At 71.6% G+C, this 15,535-nt stretch carries 13 protein-coding genes; 10 read left to right on the plus strand and 3 right to left on the minus strand.

Translation table 11 applies throughout. The features are described from left to right. Positions 1–52 precede the first annotated feature (52 nt). Genes P8T65_RS28005 through hutI form a run of 3 tightly spaced genes read left to right on the plus strand, consistent with a single transcriptional unit; the run spans position 53 to position 3,923 of the window. The gene (locus P8T65_RS28005) at positions 53–1,258 is read left to right on the plus strand and encodes an allantoate amidohydrolase (protein ID WP_316727973.1); all 1,206 of its coding nucleotides are present in this window, start codon (positions 53–55) and stop codon (positions 1,256–1,258) included. Continuing rightward, entirely contained in the window at positions 1,255–2,595 is a 1,341-nt protein-coding gene (locus P8T65_RS28010; RefSeq protein WP_316727974.1) for a formimidoylglutamate deiminase, read from the plus strand. Before P8T65_RS28005 ends, P8T65_RS28010 begins: the two co-directional genes overlap by 4 nt. Next, on the plus strand, positions 2,592–3,923 hold the full coding sequence (hutI, locus tag P8T65_RS28015; protein WP_316727975.1) for an imidazolonepropionase: 1,332 nt from the start codon (positions 2,592–2,594) through the stop codon (positions 3,921–3,923). Before P8T65_RS28010 ends, hutI begins: the two co-directional genes overlap by 4 nt. Before the next feature lie 82 nt (positions 3,924–4,005). On the opposite strand, the gene P8T65_RS28020 is transcribed toward hutI, so the two are convergent. Both P8T65_RS28020 and P8T65_RS28025 read right to left on the minus strand, forming a co-directional pair. After that, positions 4,006–6,033 (minus strand): RICIN domain-containing protein, encoded by a 2,028-nt coding sequence (locus P8T65_RS28020; RefSeq protein ID WP_316727976.1) that lies wholly within the window; start codon positions 6,031–6,033, stop codon positions 4,006–4,008. A 241-nt stretch (positions 6,034–6,274) separates the two neighbouring features. Then, positions 6,275–7,177, minus strand: a complete 903-nt coding sequence (locus P8T65_RS28025; RefSeq protein ID WP_316731757.1) for an RNA polymerase sigma factor SigF — start codon at positions 7,175–7,177, stop codon at positions 6,275–6,277. A 247-nt stretch (positions 7,178–7,424) separates the two neighbouring features. On the opposite strand from P8T65_RS28025, the gene P8T65_RS28030 reads away from it, so the two are divergent. From P8T65_RS28030 to P8T65_RS28050, 5 genes are all read left to right on the plus strand, one after another. Next, positions 7,425–7,793: an STAS domain-containing protein gene (locus P8T65_RS28030; RefSeq protein WP_230221066.1), complete on the plus strand. Its 369-nt coding sequence runs from the start codon at positions 7,425–7,427 to the stop codon at positions 7,791–7,793. Between the two features lie 390 nt (positions 7,794–8,183). Beyond that, positions 8,184–8,699, plus strand: coding sequence for an ATP-binding protein (locus P8T65_RS28035; RefSeq protein ID WP_316727977.1), 516 nt, complete (start codon positions 8,184–8,186; stop codon positions 8,697–8,699). Positions 8,700–8,867: 168 nt separating this feature from the next. Then, positions 8,868–9,605 (plus strand): LPXTG cell wall anchor domain-containing protein, encoded by a 738-nt coding sequence (locus P8T65_RS28040; protein WP_316727978.1) that lies wholly within the window; start codon positions 8,868–8,870, stop codon positions 9,603–9,605. Between the two features lie 87 nt (positions 9,606–9,692). After that, the gene (locus P8T65_RS28045) at positions 9,693–10,754 is read left to right on the plus strand and encodes a hypothetical protein (RefSeq protein ID WP_316731758.1); all 1,062 of its coding nucleotides are present in this window, start codon (positions 9,693–9,695) and stop codon (positions 10,752–10,754) included. Positions 10,755–10,938: 184 nt separating this feature from the next. After that, the gene (locus P8T65_RS28050) at positions 10,939–11,253 is read left to right on the plus strand and encodes a hypothetical protein (protein ID WP_316727979.1); all 315 of its coding nucleotides are present in this window, start codon (positions 10,939–10,941) and stop codon (positions 11,251–11,253) included. An 88-nt stretch (positions 11,254–11,341) separates the two neighbouring features. Here the strand turns inward: P8T65_RS28050 and P8T65_RS28055 are convergent, their stop codons facing one another. Continuing rightward, entirely contained in the window at positions 11,342–12,847 is a 1,506-nt protein-coding gene (locus P8T65_RS28055; protein ID WP_316727980.1) for an oligopeptide:H+ symporter, read from the minus strand. A gap of 480 nt (positions 12,848–13,327) precedes the next feature. Here P8T65_RS28055 and P8T65_RS28060 point away from each other — a divergent pair, with 480 nt between their 5' ends. Both P8T65_RS28060 and P8T65_RS28065 read left to right on the plus strand, forming a co-directional pair. After that, positions 13,328–14,005, plus strand: coding sequence for a response regulator transcription factor (locus P8T65_RS28060; protein ID WP_184893268.1), 678 nt, complete (start codon positions 13,328–13,330; stop codon positions 14,003–14,005). 199 nt (positions 14,006–14,204) lie between these two features. Then, positions 14,205–15,473: a HAMP domain-containing histidine kinase gene (locus tag P8T65_RS28065; RefSeq protein WP_184893270.1), complete on the plus strand. Its 1,269-nt coding sequence runs from the start codon at positions 14,205–14,207 to the stop codon at positions 15,471–15,473. Positions 15,474–15,535 lie beyond the last annotated feature (62 nt).

Genomic DNA, 15,535 nt, shown 5'->3' on the forward strand with positions numbered 1-15,535 from the left:
GCCCGGTGGCGGTGGTGCGCAGCCCGTCGCCGGTGGGGCCTCCTTTCATACGATGTGGCGGGAGCTTCGGCCCATCGGCCGCCACCCCGACTCCGGCGGGTACCGCCGGTTCGCGTGGACCGGGGCCGACGCCGAGTGCCGGGCCTGGTTCGAGGAGCAGGCCCGGGACCGGGGGCTGGACTACGAGGTCGACCGCAACGGGAACCAGTGGGCCTGGCTCGGCGATCCCGCCGCCGGGGACGCTGTCGTCACCGGGTCCCATCTCGACTCCGTGCCCGACGGCGGCGCCTTCGACGGCCCCCTCGGCGTCGTGTCGTCCTTCGCCGCGCTCGACGAACTCCGCGCCCGGGGCGCCCGGTTCGACAAGCCGCTCGCCATCGTCAACTTCGGCGACGAGGAGGGCGCCCGGTTCGGGCTGGCCTGCGTGGGGTCCAGGCTCGCCGCCGGGCACCTGACCGTCGAGCAGGCGGGTCGGCTGACCGACGCGGACGGGGTCACTCTGCCGCGGGCCATGGAGGCGGCCGGGTACGACCCGGAGGGCATCGGCCCGGACCCGGAACGGCTCGCACGGATCGGCGCGTTCGTCGAACTCCACGTCGAGCAGGGCCGGGCCCTGGACCTCTCCGGCGACGCCGTCGGCATCGCCAGCTCCATCTGGCCGCACGGCCGGTGGCGGTTCGACTTCCGCGGCGAGGCCAACCACGCGGGCACCACACGGCTCGTGGACCGCCGGGACCCCATGCTGTCGTACGCGGAGACCGTGCTCGCCGCCCGCCGTGAGGCCCGGCTCGCCGGAGCCGTCGCCACCTTCGGCAAGATCTCCGTCGAGCCGAACGGCGTCAACGCCATCCCCTCCCTCGTACGCGGCTGGCTCGACTCCCGTGCCGAGGACCAGACGACGCTGGACACGGTCGTCGGCGCGATCGAGGAGGCGGCCCGTGATGTCGCCCACGAGCACGGCGTCGAACTGGACGTCGTCCGGGAGTCCTTCACCCCCGTCGTCGAGTTCGAGCACGCCCTGCGGGACGAGATCGCCCGCATCCTGGGCCAGGACACGGCCGACCTGAAGGTGCCGGTGCTCGGGACCGGCGCCGGACACGACGCCGGGATCCTCTCCGGGACAGTCCCGACCGCCATGCTGTTCGTACGCAACCCGACGGGCGTGTCGCACTCCCCGGCCGAGCATGCCGCCGAGGACGACTGCCTGGCCGGGGTGACCGCGCTCGCCGACGTACTGGAAGGGCTGGCCCGCAGGTGACGGAGACGACCTACTGGCTCGAACACGCCTGGCTCGGCACGAACGTCGAGCCGGGGGTGACCCTCACGGTCACCACCGAAGGCCGCGTCGGCGCCGTGCGCACCGGCACGCCCACCCCGCCCCCGGGCGCGGTCGTCCTGCGCGGCCTGACGCTGCCCGGTCTCGCCAACGCCCACAGCCACGCCTTCCACCGGGCCCTGCGCGGTACCGTCCAGGTCGGCTCGGGCACCTTCTGGACCTGGCGCGAGGTCATGTACCGGGTGGCGGACCGGCTGACCCCGGACACCTATCACGCGCTCGCGCGGGCCGTGTACGCGGAGATGGCGCTGGCCGGGATCACAGCCGTGGGCGAGTTCCACTATGTGCACCACGCCCCCGGCGGCACCCCCTACGCCGACCCGAACGCCATGGGTGAGGCGCTGATCGAGGCCGCCGCCGAGGCGGGCATCCGGATCACCCTCCTCGACACGGCCTACCTCTCCGCAGGCTTCGGCAAGGCCCCCGACCCCCACCAGCTCCGCTTCTCCGACGGCACGGCCGAGGCCTGGGCCGAACGCTGTTCAGTTCTCAAGGACCGGGATCACGCGCGGATCGGTGCGGCCGTGCACTCCGTACGGGCCGTGCCGGCGGGACAGTTGGCGACGGTGGCGCGGTGGGCCGAGGAACGGCGGGCCCCGCTCCATGTGCACCTGTCGGAGCAGACGGCGGAGAACGACGCCTGCCACGCGGCGCACGGCTGCACCCCCACCCGGCTCCTCGCCGACCACGGTGTGCTGGGCCCCTGTACCACCGGCGTCCACAACACCCACCTCACCGACGGGGACATCGCCCTCCTCGGCGGCAGCGGCACCGGCACCTGTATGTGCCCCACCACCGAACGGGACCTCGCGGACGGCATCGGACCGGCCGTCGCCCTGCAGCGCGCGGGCTCCCCGCTCTCCCTCGGCTCCGACAGCCACGCCGTCGTCGACCTGCTCGAAGAGGCGCGCGCGATGGAGCTGAACGAGCGGCTGCGGACCCGTACGCGTGGACACTGGACGGCGGCTGCCCTGCTGCGGGCGGCCTCGGCCGACGGCCACGCGGCGATCGGCTGGGACGACGCCGGCACCCTGGAGACGGGAGCGCTCGCCGACTTCACGACGATCGCGCTCGACTCCGTCAGGACAGCGGGGCCGCCTCCACGGCTCGGCGCGGAGACGGCTGTATTCGCCGCGTCGGCAGCAGACGTGTCGCACACGGTGGTGGGAGGTCGGCACGTCGTACGGGACGGGGCGCACGCGCTCGTACCGGATGTGCCGAAAGCCCTCGCGGACGCCGTCGCCGCACTGCGCGGATGACCCCCGGTGGCACGAGCGGGCGACCCGCCCCCGAACCCGGCTCCGACTCCGCCCGCGAACCCCACTTCGCTCCCGAACCCGACCCGACCGCCGACCAGGCAACCAAGGACGCCATGAGCAGCCCGACGACCGACAGCCCCGCCCACTCGGCGAGCACCGCCAGCACGCTCATCACCAACATCGCTGCCCTGGTCACCAACGACCCCTCCCTCGGCGACGGTTCCCCCCTCGGACTGATCCAGGACGCGGCCGTCGTCATCGACGGTGAACGCATCGCGTGGACCGGTGATCAAAGCAAAGCACCCGCCACTGACAATCGCGTCGACGCCGGTGGGCGGGCGGTGATCCCGGGCTTCGTGGACTCCCACTCCCACCTCGTCTTCGCGGGCGACCGCACCGCCGAGTTCAACGCCCGGATGTCAGGCCGGGCCTACAGCGCGGGCGGCATCCGCACGACCGTCGCCGCCACCCGCGCCGCCACCGACGAGGAACTGGAGGCCAACCTCACCCGCTACCTCCGCGAGGCCCTCCGCCAGGGCACGACCACCTTCGAGACCAAGTCGGGCTACGGCCTGACCGTCGAGGACGAGGCACGGGCGCTGCGCATCGCCGCGCGTCACACGGACGAGGTGACCTACCTCGGCGCCCACATCGTCCCCCCGGATCACGCCGAGGACCCCGCCGCCTACGTGGCCCTCGTCACCGGCGAGATGCTGGACGCCTGCGCCCCGTACGCCCGTTGGATCGACGTCTTCTGCGAGAAGGGCGCCTTCGACGGCGACCAGACCCGCGCGATCCTCACGGCAGGCAAGGCCAGGGGCCTGCACCCGCGCATCCACGCCAACCAGCTCTCCTACGGCCCCGGCGTCCGGCTCGCCGTGGAACTGGACGCGGCCAGCGCGGACCACTGCACCCATCTCACCGACGCCGACGTGGACGCCCTCGCGAACAGCCGTACGGTCGCCACGCTGCTCCCCGGCGCCGAGTTCTCCACCCGCGCCGAGTGGCCGGACGCCCGGCGCCTCCTCGACGCGGGTGTCACCGTCGCCCTCTCCACGGACTGCAACCCCGGCTCGTCCTTCACCTCGTCCGTCCCCTTCTGTGTCGCGCTCGCCGTGCGGGACATGGGGATGACGCCGGACGAGGCCGTCTGGTCGGCCACGGCCGGGGGCGCGAGGGCACTTCGCCGCGACGACATCGGACGCCTCACGCCGGGCGCGTACGCCGACCTCGCGCTGCTGGACGCGCCCAGCCACGTCCACCTCGCCTACCGGCCGGGCGTACCCCTGGTCAGCGGAGTGTGGCGCAGGGGAGCGCGCGTCGCCTGACCAACAGCCGGGCGCGGGCCTGCGCGGGCGGACCGGAGCGGGGCACGGGCGGCGGTGCCCGGTGCCGGCAACGGTGCCGGTGTCAGCTGTGGACCGGTCCCGCGCCCGCGCGCCAGCGTTGCCCGTCGTGTCCGGACACCTCGGTGAAGGAGACGGAGCCGAGGGCGTCCGGGGTCACGGCGTGCCCCGGCGCGACCGCCGGGCGGATCATGCCGCGGGAGTCGACCTCGAAGCGCAGGTTGTCGCCGTTGTCCCCGTCGAGCGAGTCGCAGTCCCAGATGCCCACTCCGTCGTCGGTCGCCCCTCGGCTGTCGAGGCACAGGTCGGGATCGGCGAACGACTGGAGGGCGTCCCGGTTGGAGTCGAGGCGCCAGCGCTGGGTGGCCCGCGAGGAGCAGGTGGCCGTGACGACGTCGGTGCCCTTCTCCAACTCGCCCCGGATGTCCAGGCACAGGCCGGACGCGACGTTCACCACCTGGGTGTAGGCGCCGTTCAGCGGGGGCCCGTACGGCAACGACGGCTTCGCCGGGCCGGGCGTCGACGGATCCGGACTCGGGCTCTTGCTCGGCTTCTCCTTCTCCGGGGGCTTCGAGGGACTCTCGGTCTCCGAGGGGGTCGGGGACGGTGTCGGGCTCGGCGGGACGGTCGGGGGCACCGCGCCCGGGGGCACCGCGCCCGGGGGAGGAACGGCGGGCGTGGTGCCGGAGCCGGCCTCGTCGTCGGACGACGAGCCGACCGACCCCGAGAACACCAGGAACGCCAACAGCGGCGCCAACGCCACGCCGAGCGCCACCGAGGTCAACGCGACCCGACGCGACGACGACCACTTGGAGCCCGAGGCCCCGTCTTCGTCCTCCCCACCACTCGGACGCAACGAACGGCTCCAGCCCACACTCCGGGCCGCCCCACCGCCGCTCTCTCCGCCGGCCCCCGCACCGATCCAGGGCCCGCCACCCCTCCCCGCACCGCCTCGGCCATCGATGCCGGACCCGAGCCACGCCGCGTCCGACCCGGCCGACCCATCCGGGGCAACCGCTCCCGCGCCACTCGCCGCGCGCTCCCCACCCCCGGCATCGGATCCGCTGCCCGAACCCGGAACGGCACCCGAACCCGAACCGGCACCGGAACTGAAATCGGAACTGGAACCAGGGCCGGCAGGAAGGGCGGCCCGAGCCTCGGCCACCGCCTCGGCCGCAGCTGCTGAGCCCGTCTCCGCCCCCGCCCCGGCGGAGCCCTCGGCCCGCGTCCCGGTCGCGCCCCGCGTGTACGCCGTACCGCCCCACGGCAGCAACCCCTCCGCGAGGGTCGCGCGCGGGTTGTCGCGCAGGGCGCACAGCTCCTCGTACGCGCCGGCGCAGTGCGGGCAGTGCTCCATGTGGGCCTGCAGATCGGTGCTGTGGCGAGGGGTGTCGGGTCGTACGGACTCCTCGATCAGCCGGCGGAAGTCCTGGCAGCGCGGGTCGTCCGAGGCGGCCAGCCGCACGCGCAGACATGCCTGGCGCAGGGCGTGGAGCGCGGACTCCCGCTTGTACGTGACGTCGTCGGCGGTGAGGCCGAGCAGAACGGCCGTTCGGTCGTCCGGTTCCCGCTCCACGGCGCCGTACCAGACGAGGCCCTGCGGCCGGGGCGGCAGCTGTTCGAACGCCGCGAGCAGGGGCGGGACTCGGCCTCCGGGGCCCGTCGTGTCCAGCACGGCCCGCAGGGCGGGGGCGAGACCGGTCGCACCGCCGTCGGTGGACCAGCCGACGGCGACCCGCGCGGTCAGCAGGAGCAGCCGATGGCGCCAGGGGACGGTGGGTTCGACGCCCCGGGCCGTCTCCTTGGTGGCGACCGTGAACGCCTGGGTGGCCAGTTCCCGTGCCGCGGACTCGCTCGCGGCGCACAGCCTGGCGTAGGCGAGGACCGAGAGGTGGTGGCGCTCGCGCAGTTCGCGCAGGGCCGCGTACGCGGTCGGTGAGTCGGAACGTAACAGCGCGGTGAGCCGGGTGTCGGACGCGTTCGCGTACCGGTGCTCGGACCCGTCGTCGGGGCGTGCACCCGGCGCGCCGGTGTTCCGGTGGTCCTCATGGCCGTCGTTGCCGCCGGGGCGCTCGTCCCGAGCCCGAGTCATCCTCGTGCCTCCTCGCACCCCCGTGTGTCCACCCGTCGGCTTCAGGCATACCGAACAGTCTGGCGCGTGACCATAGTGGCTGAAGGTGAACCGAGGGGAAGGGGTTTCTTGCGGTAAGGGGGTGGGAGGGGAGGAGATAGGGGTCGAGCCGGGAACGGTTCGGCCGGGTACGCCAGGAGTGTCGCAACTCCCACCACACCCGGCCGACTTCGCTCTACGTCGCGACGGACGGTCCGGACGGTCACTCCTCCAGCGTCAGCCCCTTGCGCAGACGCACCAGCGTGCGCGACAGCAACCGGGACACGTGCATCTGGGAGATGCCCAGTTCGTCCCCGATCTCGGACTGCGTCATGCCGGCCACGAACCGCAGCGACAGGATCTTCCGGTCGCGCGGCGGCAGTTCGGCGATCAGCGGCTTCAGGGACTCGACGTACTCGATGCCTTCGAGGCCGTGGTCCTCGTAGCCGATCCGGTCCGCCAGGGCGCCCTCGGAGTCGTCCTCCTCGGGCTGGGCGTCCAGCGACGAGGCGGTGTACGCGTTGGACGCCGCCATGCCTTCGACGACCTCGTCGTTCGTCAGCCCGAGGCGCTCCGCCAGCTCTCCCACCGTCGGAGCGCGATCGAGCTTCTGAGCGAGCTCGTCACCGGCCTTGGCCAGGTCGAGTCGGAGCTCCTGGAGTCTGCGCGGCACCCGCACGGACCAACTCGTGTCGCGGAAGAAGCGCTTGATCTCGCCGACGATCGTCGGCATCGCGAACGTGGGGAACTCGACGCCCCTGCTCAGTTCGAAGCGGTCGATCGCCTTGATGAGGCCGATCGTGCCGACCTGGATGATGTCCTCCATGGGTTCGCTGCGCGAGCGGAACCGGGAGGCGGCGAACTTCACCAGCGCCAGGTTGAGTTCGACCAGGGTGTTGCGGACGTACGAGTACTCGTACGTGCCTTCCTCAAGGGATTCGAGCCGCTCGAAGAGGGTCTTGGACAGGGCTCGTGCGTCCACCGGTCCCACCTCGTCGTACGGGGGGATCTCCGGGAGGTCGGTGAGCGCGTCGCCCGGATGATGGGCGAGGTCGTCCTGCGTCTCTTCCGGGGCGGATGCCGACGTCGCCCTCTGGGTATGCGATTCGTCGAGCCGGGGTGACATGATGTCCTCCATCGTTCTCGGCATATGGCCGCCGATGCCAATACGTGCACTGCGGTGTGCGGCGCCTCCAAAGCCGGCCGTGTCGATTGGTGTCACTACTAGCCCTACCCGGTTTCCCGACGTCGTCGCAAGTGCCTCCTGTGGTGAAATGTCCCTTTGTGGGCGATTGTTCGGGTGTTGGAGAGTGTGGAGAAGGCGTAGTGTTCGAGGGCGAGTCAGCAGTCACGACGGTCGGGAGAGGGACGGCATGGACCGTGGGACGGTCGGCAGCGCACAGTCGGGCCGACTACGGGTCGAGGTGCGGGAAGAGGGCCCCAGCGCCGTCGTGACCCCGGCGGGTGAGCTCGATCACCACACCGCCGATCTGTTGCGTGAGCCACTCGAGAGCTGTCTGGACAAGGGGTTCACCCGTCTGGTGGTGGACTGCTCACGCCTGGAGTTCTGCGACTCCACCGGGCTCAACGTCCTGCTGGGCGTGCGGCTCAGGGCGGAGGCGGCGGGCGGCGGCGTCCATCTGGCGGGCATGCTCCCGGCGGTGGCGCGGGTCTTCGAGATCACCGGGGCGGACGCGGTGTTCACCGTCCACGACAGCCTTGAGGCCGCCCTGGGTGACTAGGCCGCCGACCGGCCCGCCCGTGACCTCCGTCATGGGCGCCGTCGACCGTGACGGTCGACGGCGTCGGGTCGGCGGCCTTGGCCGCTCGTACGTTCCGGGGCGTACCCCAGGTGTCGCACGCCGATCGTCGGGTTATTCGCGTCACAGGTTCTGTGCCGAAAACGTGGGTGTTCTGACGGTTCGCTCGGGCAGGAGACATCCTGGACGCGTCGGTGGTGACCCGGATACGACGGGGTCGCGGCCCGGTGGCACGGGTGCACCGCGAGGTGTGACGGAAGTACGGATGGCGCGACGGATGACAGCAGAGAACGGCATGCACCGCGGGTCTTCGTCCCGCACCCTTGATAAGTCCTGAATCGTGAACTGGTGAATCGGTGAGGTGAAGCGCTGATGAGCACCACCCGGCCTGTCTCGCCGGGCGACCGCGGCCCGGAACCGGGTGCCGGCGGCGCTTCCGGGATGCCGGGCGGGGATCCGCCCGAGGCCCCCGCCGCGAGCCGACTTCCCCGTCGACTCGACTTCGAGGGCGAGAGCGGCGTGGTGCCGCTCGCCCGTGACTTCACCCGCCAGGCGCTGTACGCGTGGGGGTGGCTGCCGGCCGCGACCGCGGACCAGCGGGCCGCGGCCGAGGACGTGCTGCTGGTCGTCTCCGAACTGGTCACCAACGCCTGTCTGCACGCCGGGGGTCCGGCCGAACTGCGCATCGGGTGCGACAACAAGGTGCTGCGCATCGAGGTGTCCGACCGGGGGACGGGCAGCCCGGCGCCGCGCACACCGCATCGGGCCGGACGGCCGGGCGGACACGGGATGTTCATCGTGCAGCGGCTCTGCCTGGACTGGGGGGTCGTGCGGGCCCCCGGGGCGTCCGGGAAGACGGTGTGGGCGGAGCTGGGAGCACCCGCGTAGCAGCCACCCGCGTGGTGGCCGCGCCCTCCCTTTCGTGAACCGCGTGCCGCCGTCGAGGCGTGCGCCGAAGCCGTCGACACGCATCCGAACACATCCGACACTTGCGCGTGTCTTCCTTCTCCAAGGGCCCCGGCGTACCTTGAGCCGCCGATCTGATGTTCCGTCAGAATGTGGGGTGCCGAGGTGTCGTACCGGACGTACCAGAAACGAACCGCCGTGCTCGCGACCCTCGCGGCCCTGGCCGGCTCGGCGGTGCTGATGGCCGCCCCGGTGGCCCATGCCGAGGTCGTGGACGTCGAGTACAACTGCAAGACGCCGATCGGGGACAAGTCCGCGGTGTCGCCGATCGACATCAAGGGCGTCGAGAGCGGCGACGGCTACAAGATCACGATGTCGTGGCAGAAGGGCGTCTCGTCCAGCCCGGTCGAGCTGGGCAAGGGCGCGATGACGCCGAGCGCCACGATCGAACTGGGCGGGGCCGAGAGCGGCACGCTCACGGTGACGGGGCCGGCGAACCAGGAGGCGATCCCGGCCAACACCCCGATCAAGATCAACGACCTGAGCGGCACGTACACCCCGAAGGAGACCGGCAAGGTCGAGTTCACGGCGGGTGTGCTCACCATCAAGGCCCTCGGCACGGTGACCACCTGCACGCCGGGCAACGATCCCGGGCCGTCCCTGACCCTCGACGTCACCACCGCGGGCGGTTCGGGGGGCGGGGCCGACACGGGGGGCTCGGGCGGGTCGAGCACTACGGGCGGTACGGGTGGTTCGGGCGGCGAGTTGCCGCAGACCGGGCCCCTGGACTCGGCGGTCGCTCTCGGCACGCTCGGCGGCACGGTGCTGCTCGCGGGCACGGCCGGAGTGCTGTGGGTGACGCGCAGGAACCAGGCGGTACGTCGCTGACGGGAGCCGAACGTGATCAGTAGGCGGCGGAGGCGGATCCCGGCGTCGTGCGCACGGGTGCTCACAGTGACGGTGCTCGCCCTCGTGATGGGGCTTCCGGCATCCCTCGCGGATGGCCCCGCGCAGGCGCGGGCGCGGGCGGCCGCGGGGGAGCAGACCGTGAAGCTGTCCAAGTCGGAGGCGGGGACCGGCGGTTCGGTCGCCGTGACCGGCAGCGGCTGGCGGCCGAGGGCGATCCTGATGGTGCTGATCTGCGGTCGGTCGACGCCGTCGACGGGGGTGCCCGGGGGCACCGACTCCTGCGCCAACGCCGACGGACGGGCCGTCACCGTCGACGACAAGGGCGCGTTCCGCCGGGAGTTGCCGGTGGCGGAGCCCCCGGTGCCGTGCCCGTGCGTCGTGCACGTCTCCACCATCACCGGCCCCAAGGCCGAGGCCGACGCGGCGTTCCGGGTCGCGGGGCACTCGGTCGAGCCGCTGCCGCGGGAGGCGGCCGGCGGACGGCTGTCCCTGCTGACGGACGGCCGACTGACGGGCTCCAGCGGGCTGTTGACCTGGTTCGGTGCACCGCCCGCCCGTGAACTGGTCCTCACCGTCGGCAACGTCGGCACCTCCCCGGTGAAGGACCCGGTGTTCCAGGTGGGCACCTCCCACGGCGTGTTCGCGCCGCGCTGGGAGGAACAGCGATGGCGCGGCACGGTCCGGCCGGGCGGCGAGGCCCGCATCACTCTGCCCGTCGACCTCGCGGCCGGGGCCCACGGGGACTACACCGTCTCTCTCAAGTACGGCGGCAGGGTCCTCACCGAGCAGACATGGAGCGTGGGCCGCCCCTGGGGCGTCACCCTCTTCTGGCTGATGCTCTGCCTCGTCGTGCCCGCCGCGCTGTTCCGGATCGGCATGGCGGTGGTGGACCGCGTGCGGCCGGGGCGCGAGGCTCCCGCGCGGAAACGCCGCAGGCGCCGCCTCGCCGCCCTCCCCGCCTGGCTTCCCAAGCCGCCTCCGTCGACCGCGGCCCACGCCCAGCCCCGTACCCCACCACCCCCACCACGCACGACATCCGCGCCCCTACCGTGGTTCACCCCCGACACGGACATGCAGACGGAGGTTTCGGAGGCCGCGGCGGGCCGAACCCGAAAGGGTGACACCTGAGCTCGCTGCGGCAGCCCTGAACCCTTGGGATTCCACGGGCGCGCAGACGATCGAGGCAACGGGCTGTCCGTCGCGAGAACAGGCCGGTGGTAGTGATGGTGCCATCCGTTGCGGAGCGGCGTGCGAAAGAGGAACGAATGATCCGGGGAAGCGGGTAGCGGCCGGAACGTGTGCGGCCGTACTCATGATGTGGGGCCTGTACCTGTCCACGACGGGGTACGCCGAGGCCGCGCCGGTCAGGTACAAGTGCAAGGCGTACTTCCAACTGGACAAGCTGGGGCGGCCCGAAGCATGTTCCGAGTGCTGGAGGAGCCGTAGGGGCAAGGCGCTGAACCAGCACCGCGCCAAGATCGTCTGCGAACAGGTGCAGGGAGCCCGGGAACACGTGGTCCAGTGGACGCTGTACGGCGACTGGGCTTCGCCGAAGAAGAAGTCCACCGTCCGCTGCGGCTTCAAGAACTTCCTGATGGGCGGCGGAGTGGAGACGCGGAGGAAGTAGCCCTCACGAACGGCTCGTGCGCGTCATGCGTCGCGGGGCCCGGCACGTCTCGTTTCCGGGCGAGCCGGGCCCCGTGAAGCCGTCGATCTCAGTGGACGTCACCCATCAGCCGCTTGACCTTGCCGCGGTACAGGAACAGTGCGGCACCGGCGATCGCCGCCAGCGTGGCCTCGACGGCGACGAAGCCGCTCCGGTCGAGGTTGACGCCGCCGACGGCCGGGTTGGAGAGCAGCGCGGTGACCGAGTCGCCCGCGGTGACCGCGAGGAACCAGACTCCCATCATCTGGGAGGCGTACTTCGCCGGTGCCATCTTCGTGGTGACCGACAGACCCACCGGGGAGAGCGTCAGCTCACCGAGGGTCTGGACGAAGTAGATCGCGGCGATCCACGACGCGGCGGCCTTCTGCCCGTCCCCGGCGATCGCCAGCGGGGCGAGGAAGAGGAAGAAGGACGCGCCGATCAGCAGCAGCGCTGTGGCGAACTTGGCGATCGTGCTGGGCTCCTGGCCCCGCCGGTTCAGCCACACCCACAACCAGGCGAAGACGGGCGCCGCCGCCATGATCATGACCGGGTTGAGGGACTGGTACCACGAGACCGGGAACTCCCAGCCGAGCACGCTGTTGTCGGCCGACTCCTTGGCGAAGATCGCCAGGGTGGAGGCACCCTGGTCGTAGATCATCCAGAAGACCGCAGCGGCGACGAAGAACCAGATGAACGCCGACATCTTGGACTGCTCGACGGAGTCCAGGGCGCGGTCCCGCTTGATGCGGGCGATGACCCAGATCGGGATGATCAGGCCGATCGCCGTGAGCGGGATGATCGCCCAGTTGAGGGTGTAGAGGCCGGCGAAGCCCACGACGGCGTAGAAGATCACCGGGACGGCCAGCCACAGCAGACCCTTGCGCAGGATGGTCGACTTCTCCTCGGAGGACATCGGCGTCGGGACGATCTCGCTGCGCTCGCTCAGATGGCGGCTGCCGATCAGGAATTGCGCCAGACCCAGTCCCATGCCGAGCGCGGCCAGAGCGAACCCGAGGTGCCAGTTCACCTTCTCGCCGACGGTGCCGATGAGCAGCGGCGCGGCGAAGGCGCCCGCGTTGATGCCGATGTAGAAGAGGGTGAAGCCGCCGTCCCGGCGCGGGTCGTTGGGGCCGTCGTAGAGGTGGCCGACCATCGTCGAGATGTTGGCCTTCAGCAAACCCGAGCCGATCGCGACGAGCGCCAGGCCGATGTAGAAGGTTCCGGCCGACGGCAGAGCCAACGTCAGGTGTCCCGCCATGATGACCAGGCCCGCGAGGGCGACCGTCCGGCGAGGGCCGAGGAAGCGGTCCGCGACCCATCCGCCGGGCAGGGTGAGCAAGTACACCAGTGACGCGTACACCGAGCCGACGGTGATCGCAGTCGCCGCGCCGAGGTTCAGGCCGCTCGGGGCCACCAGGTACAGCGGGAGAAGAGCCTTCATGCCGTAGTAGGAGAATCGCTCCCACATCTCGGTCATGAAGAGTGTGGCCAGTCCGCGGGGGTGGCCGAAGAAGGTGCCCTCGGTGCCGGGGGTTCCCCGGCCGGCCGAGTCCTTCGTCAGGCTGGACGCCATGGTTGTTCCTTGCAGTTCGGGACGGCGCACGTGGGGGCGCGCGCCCACAGGTGGTTTCGCACATAAAAGAAACCTTCAGCGCATATATGCCGCTAAAGGTCCCCACATGTAGCTACAGGCGTTCCGTCACCATACGCCAGGAGGATGCAGGATCCGGAAGGGCTTGAGAGTCGGATCACAGGTAAGAAGGTCCTAGTGATCGCATATTCGAAGGTAAGTCGGGGGTTCAGGTCGGGCAGGCGCAGGAAAGGAGCGCACAGGGTGCGGCGCGGCGACGCACTGTTCACGGGACCGGCGCGGGATCCTCATCGGACCCGGCCGCCATCTCCACGCGGCGACGCGGATCTTCACCGGTGACGGACGAAACGCCCAGCGCAGTGGATCATGCCCCGGGAGAGTAGGAGAACCGTTGGACCAAGGTGTGAATCGTGCTTGCCGATCACCCTCCACCTGCGGTTCTTGGCGGACTACCATCACCCCATGACCCGTGTACTGCTCGCCGAGGACGACGCTTCCATCTCGGAGCCGCTGGCCCGCGCACTGCGCCGGGAGGGGTACGAGGTGGAGGTCCGCGAGGACGGCCCCACCGCGCTGGACGCCGGAATGCAGGGTGGCGTCGACCTGGTCGTCCTGGACCTGGGGCTGCCCGGCATGGACGGCCTGGAGGTCGCCCGACGGCTGCGGGCCGAGGGCCACACCGTGCCGATCCTCATCCTGACCGCGCGTGCGGACGAGGTGGACACCGTCGTCGGCCTCGACGCGGGCGCCGACGACTACGTCACCAAGCCCTTCCGGCTCGCCGAGCTGCTCGCCCGCGTGCGGGCCCTGCTGCGGCGCGGCTCGGCGGAGCCGGCGCAGCCGCCCGCCACCCATGGCGTGCGGATCGACGTCGAGTCCCACCGGGCGTGGATGGGGGACGAGGAACTCCAGCTCACGGCCAAGGAGTTCGACCTGCTGCGGGTGCTCGTGCGCGACGCCGGCCGGGTCGTCACCCGTGACCAGCTGATGCGCGAGGTCTGGGACACGACCTGGTGGTCCTCGACGAAGACCCTCGACATGCACATCTCCTGGCTGCGCAAGAAGCTGGGCGACGACGCGGCGAATCCGCGGTACATCGCGACGGTGCGTGGGGTCGGCTTCCGGTTCGAGAAGAACTGACCCCTGCCGAGGGCTGAGCCGGGCGTCTCACGGCTCGGGGTACGGGGTCGTGGGGCGGCCGCGGGCACGTCGTGGCCGGTCGCGCAGTTCCCCGCGCCCCTGGCGGGGCTTCGCCCCCGGCACCGCCCCCGCTCCGCGGCGGGCGCCGGGTGCCGCACAATCAGAGGTCCAGGAACACCCGCCCGCCCGGAGGGCAACCGTGCGTCGCCGTCTCATCCAGTCCACCCTCGCCGTGGTCCTCGTGGTCATCGCCGTCTTCGGCGTCTCCCTGGTCATCGTCGAGACCCGGACGATCAGCAACAGCGCCGAGGAACGTGTGGAGTCCGAGGCGGTCCAGCTGACGAGCATCGTGGACAGCCGGATCATCGGCGACGAGAGGATCACCGCCGAGGTCCTCCGCGACCAGGTCGGCGACGAGCGCTACGCCCGTATCGAGATCCCAGGCCAGTCCACGATCGAGATCGGCGAGAAGCCCGTCGGCGACGTCATCAGCCACCAGGCCACCGGCGAGAAGGACGAGGTCGTCACGGTCGAGGAGTCCCGCTCGGCGGTCAGCCGCGAGGTCGGCCGGACGCTGCTGATCATCGCGGCCGTCGCCCTGCTGGCCGTCATCGCGGCCGTCGTCCTCGCCGTACGCCAGGCCAACCGCCTCGCCTCCCCCCTCACCGACCTCGCCGAGACCGCCGAACGGCTCGGCTCCGGCGACCCGCGCCCCCGCCACAAGCGCTACGGCGTCCCCGAACTCGACCGGGTCGCCGACGTCCTGGACGCCTCCGCCGAACGCATCGGCCGCATGCTGACCGCCGAGCGGCGCCTCGCCGCGGACGCGTCCCACCAGCTGCGCACACCGCTGACCGCGCTGTCGATGCGGTTGGAGGAGATCACCCTCACCGACGACATCGACACGGTGAAGGAGGAGGCGCACATCGCGCTCACCCAGGTCGAGCGGCTCACGGACGTCGTGGAGCGGCTCCTGACCAACTCCCGCGACCCCCGCAACGGCTCCGCCGTCTCCTTCGAACTCGACGAGGTCATCAAGCAGCAGCTGGAGGAGTGGCGGCCGGCCTACCGCAGCGCCGGGCGGGCCGTCGTCAGCTCCGGCAAGCGGCACCTCCAGGCCGTGGGCACGCCCGGCGCGGTCGCGCAGGTGCTGGCCGCGCTGATCGAGAACTCGCTGATGCACGGGGGCGGCACGGTCGCGCTGCGCACCCGCGTCACCGGGAACCAGGCGGTGATCGAGGTCACCGACGAGGGGCCCGGCGTACCGGCCGACCTCGGCGCGCGGATCTTCGAGCGGGCGATCAGCGGGCGCAACTCGACGGGCATCGGGCTGGCCGTCGCACGCGACCTCGCCGAGGCCGACGGCGGCCGCCTGGAGATGCTCCAGGCGCAGCCGCCGGTGTTCGGACTGTTCCTGTCGCGCACGCCGGTGCGCACGCCTGCCGGCGAGCACCGGCCGGTCAGGTAGACCGACGGGCACTCGGGCACTCGGGCACTCGGCGGCGGCGCCTCGGCACTCGGCGGCGGCAC

The organism is Streptomyces sp. 11x1, from assembly GCF_032598905.1.
Taxonomy (GTDB): domain Bacteria; phylum Actinomycetota; class Actinomycetes; order Streptomycetales; family Streptomycetaceae; genus Streptomyces.

What these genes read in the sequence shown, in the direction of transcription:
- P8T65_RS28005 (WP_316727973.1), top strand. Translation starts at nt 53, where the DNA reads ATGTGGCGGGAGCTTCGGCCCATCGGCCGCCACCCCGACTCCGGCGGG.
- hutI (WP_316727975.1), top strand. Translation starts at nt 2,592, where the DNA reads ATGACCCCCGGTGGCACGAGCGGGCGACCCGCCCCCGAACCCGGCTCC.
- P8T65_RS28020 (WP_316727976.1), bottom strand. Translation starts at nt 6,033, where the DNA reads ATGACTCGGGCTCGGGACGAGCGCCCCGGCGGCAACGACGGCCATGAG.
- P8T65_RS28025 (WP_316731757.1), bottom strand. Translation starts at nt 7,177, where the DNA reads ATGTCACCCCGGCTCGACGAATCGCATACCCAGAGGGCGACGTCGGCA.
- P8T65_RS28030 (WP_230221066.1), top strand. Translation starts at nt 7,425, where the DNA reads ATGGACCGTGGGACGGTCGGCAGCGCACAGTCGGGCCGACTACGGGTC.
- P8T65_RS28035 (WP_316727977.1), top strand. Translation starts at nt 8,184, where the DNA reads ATGAGCACCACCCGGCCTGTCTCGCCGGGCGACCGCGGCCCGGAACCG.
- P8T65_RS28040 (WP_316727978.1), top strand. Translation starts at nt 8,868, where the DNA reads ATGTGGGGTGCCGAGGTGTCGTACCGGACGTACCAGAAACGAACCGCC.
- P8T65_RS28045 (WP_316731758.1), top strand. Translation starts at nt 9,693, where the DNA reads ATGGGGCTTCCGGCATCCCTCGCGGATGGCCCCGCGCAGGCGCGGGCG.
- P8T65_RS28050 (WP_316727979.1), top strand. Translation starts at nt 10,939, where the DNA reads ATGATGTGGGGCCTGTACCTGTCCACGACGGGGTACGCCGAGGCCGCG.
- P8T65_RS28055 (WP_316727980.1), bottom strand. Translation starts at nt 12,847, where the DNA reads ATGGCGTCCAGCCTGACGAAGGACTCGGCCGGCCGGGGAACCCCCGGC.
- P8T65_RS28060 (WP_184893268.1), top strand. Translation starts at nt 13,328, where the DNA reads ATGACCCGTGTACTGCTCGCCGAGGACGACGCTTCCATCTCGGAGCCG.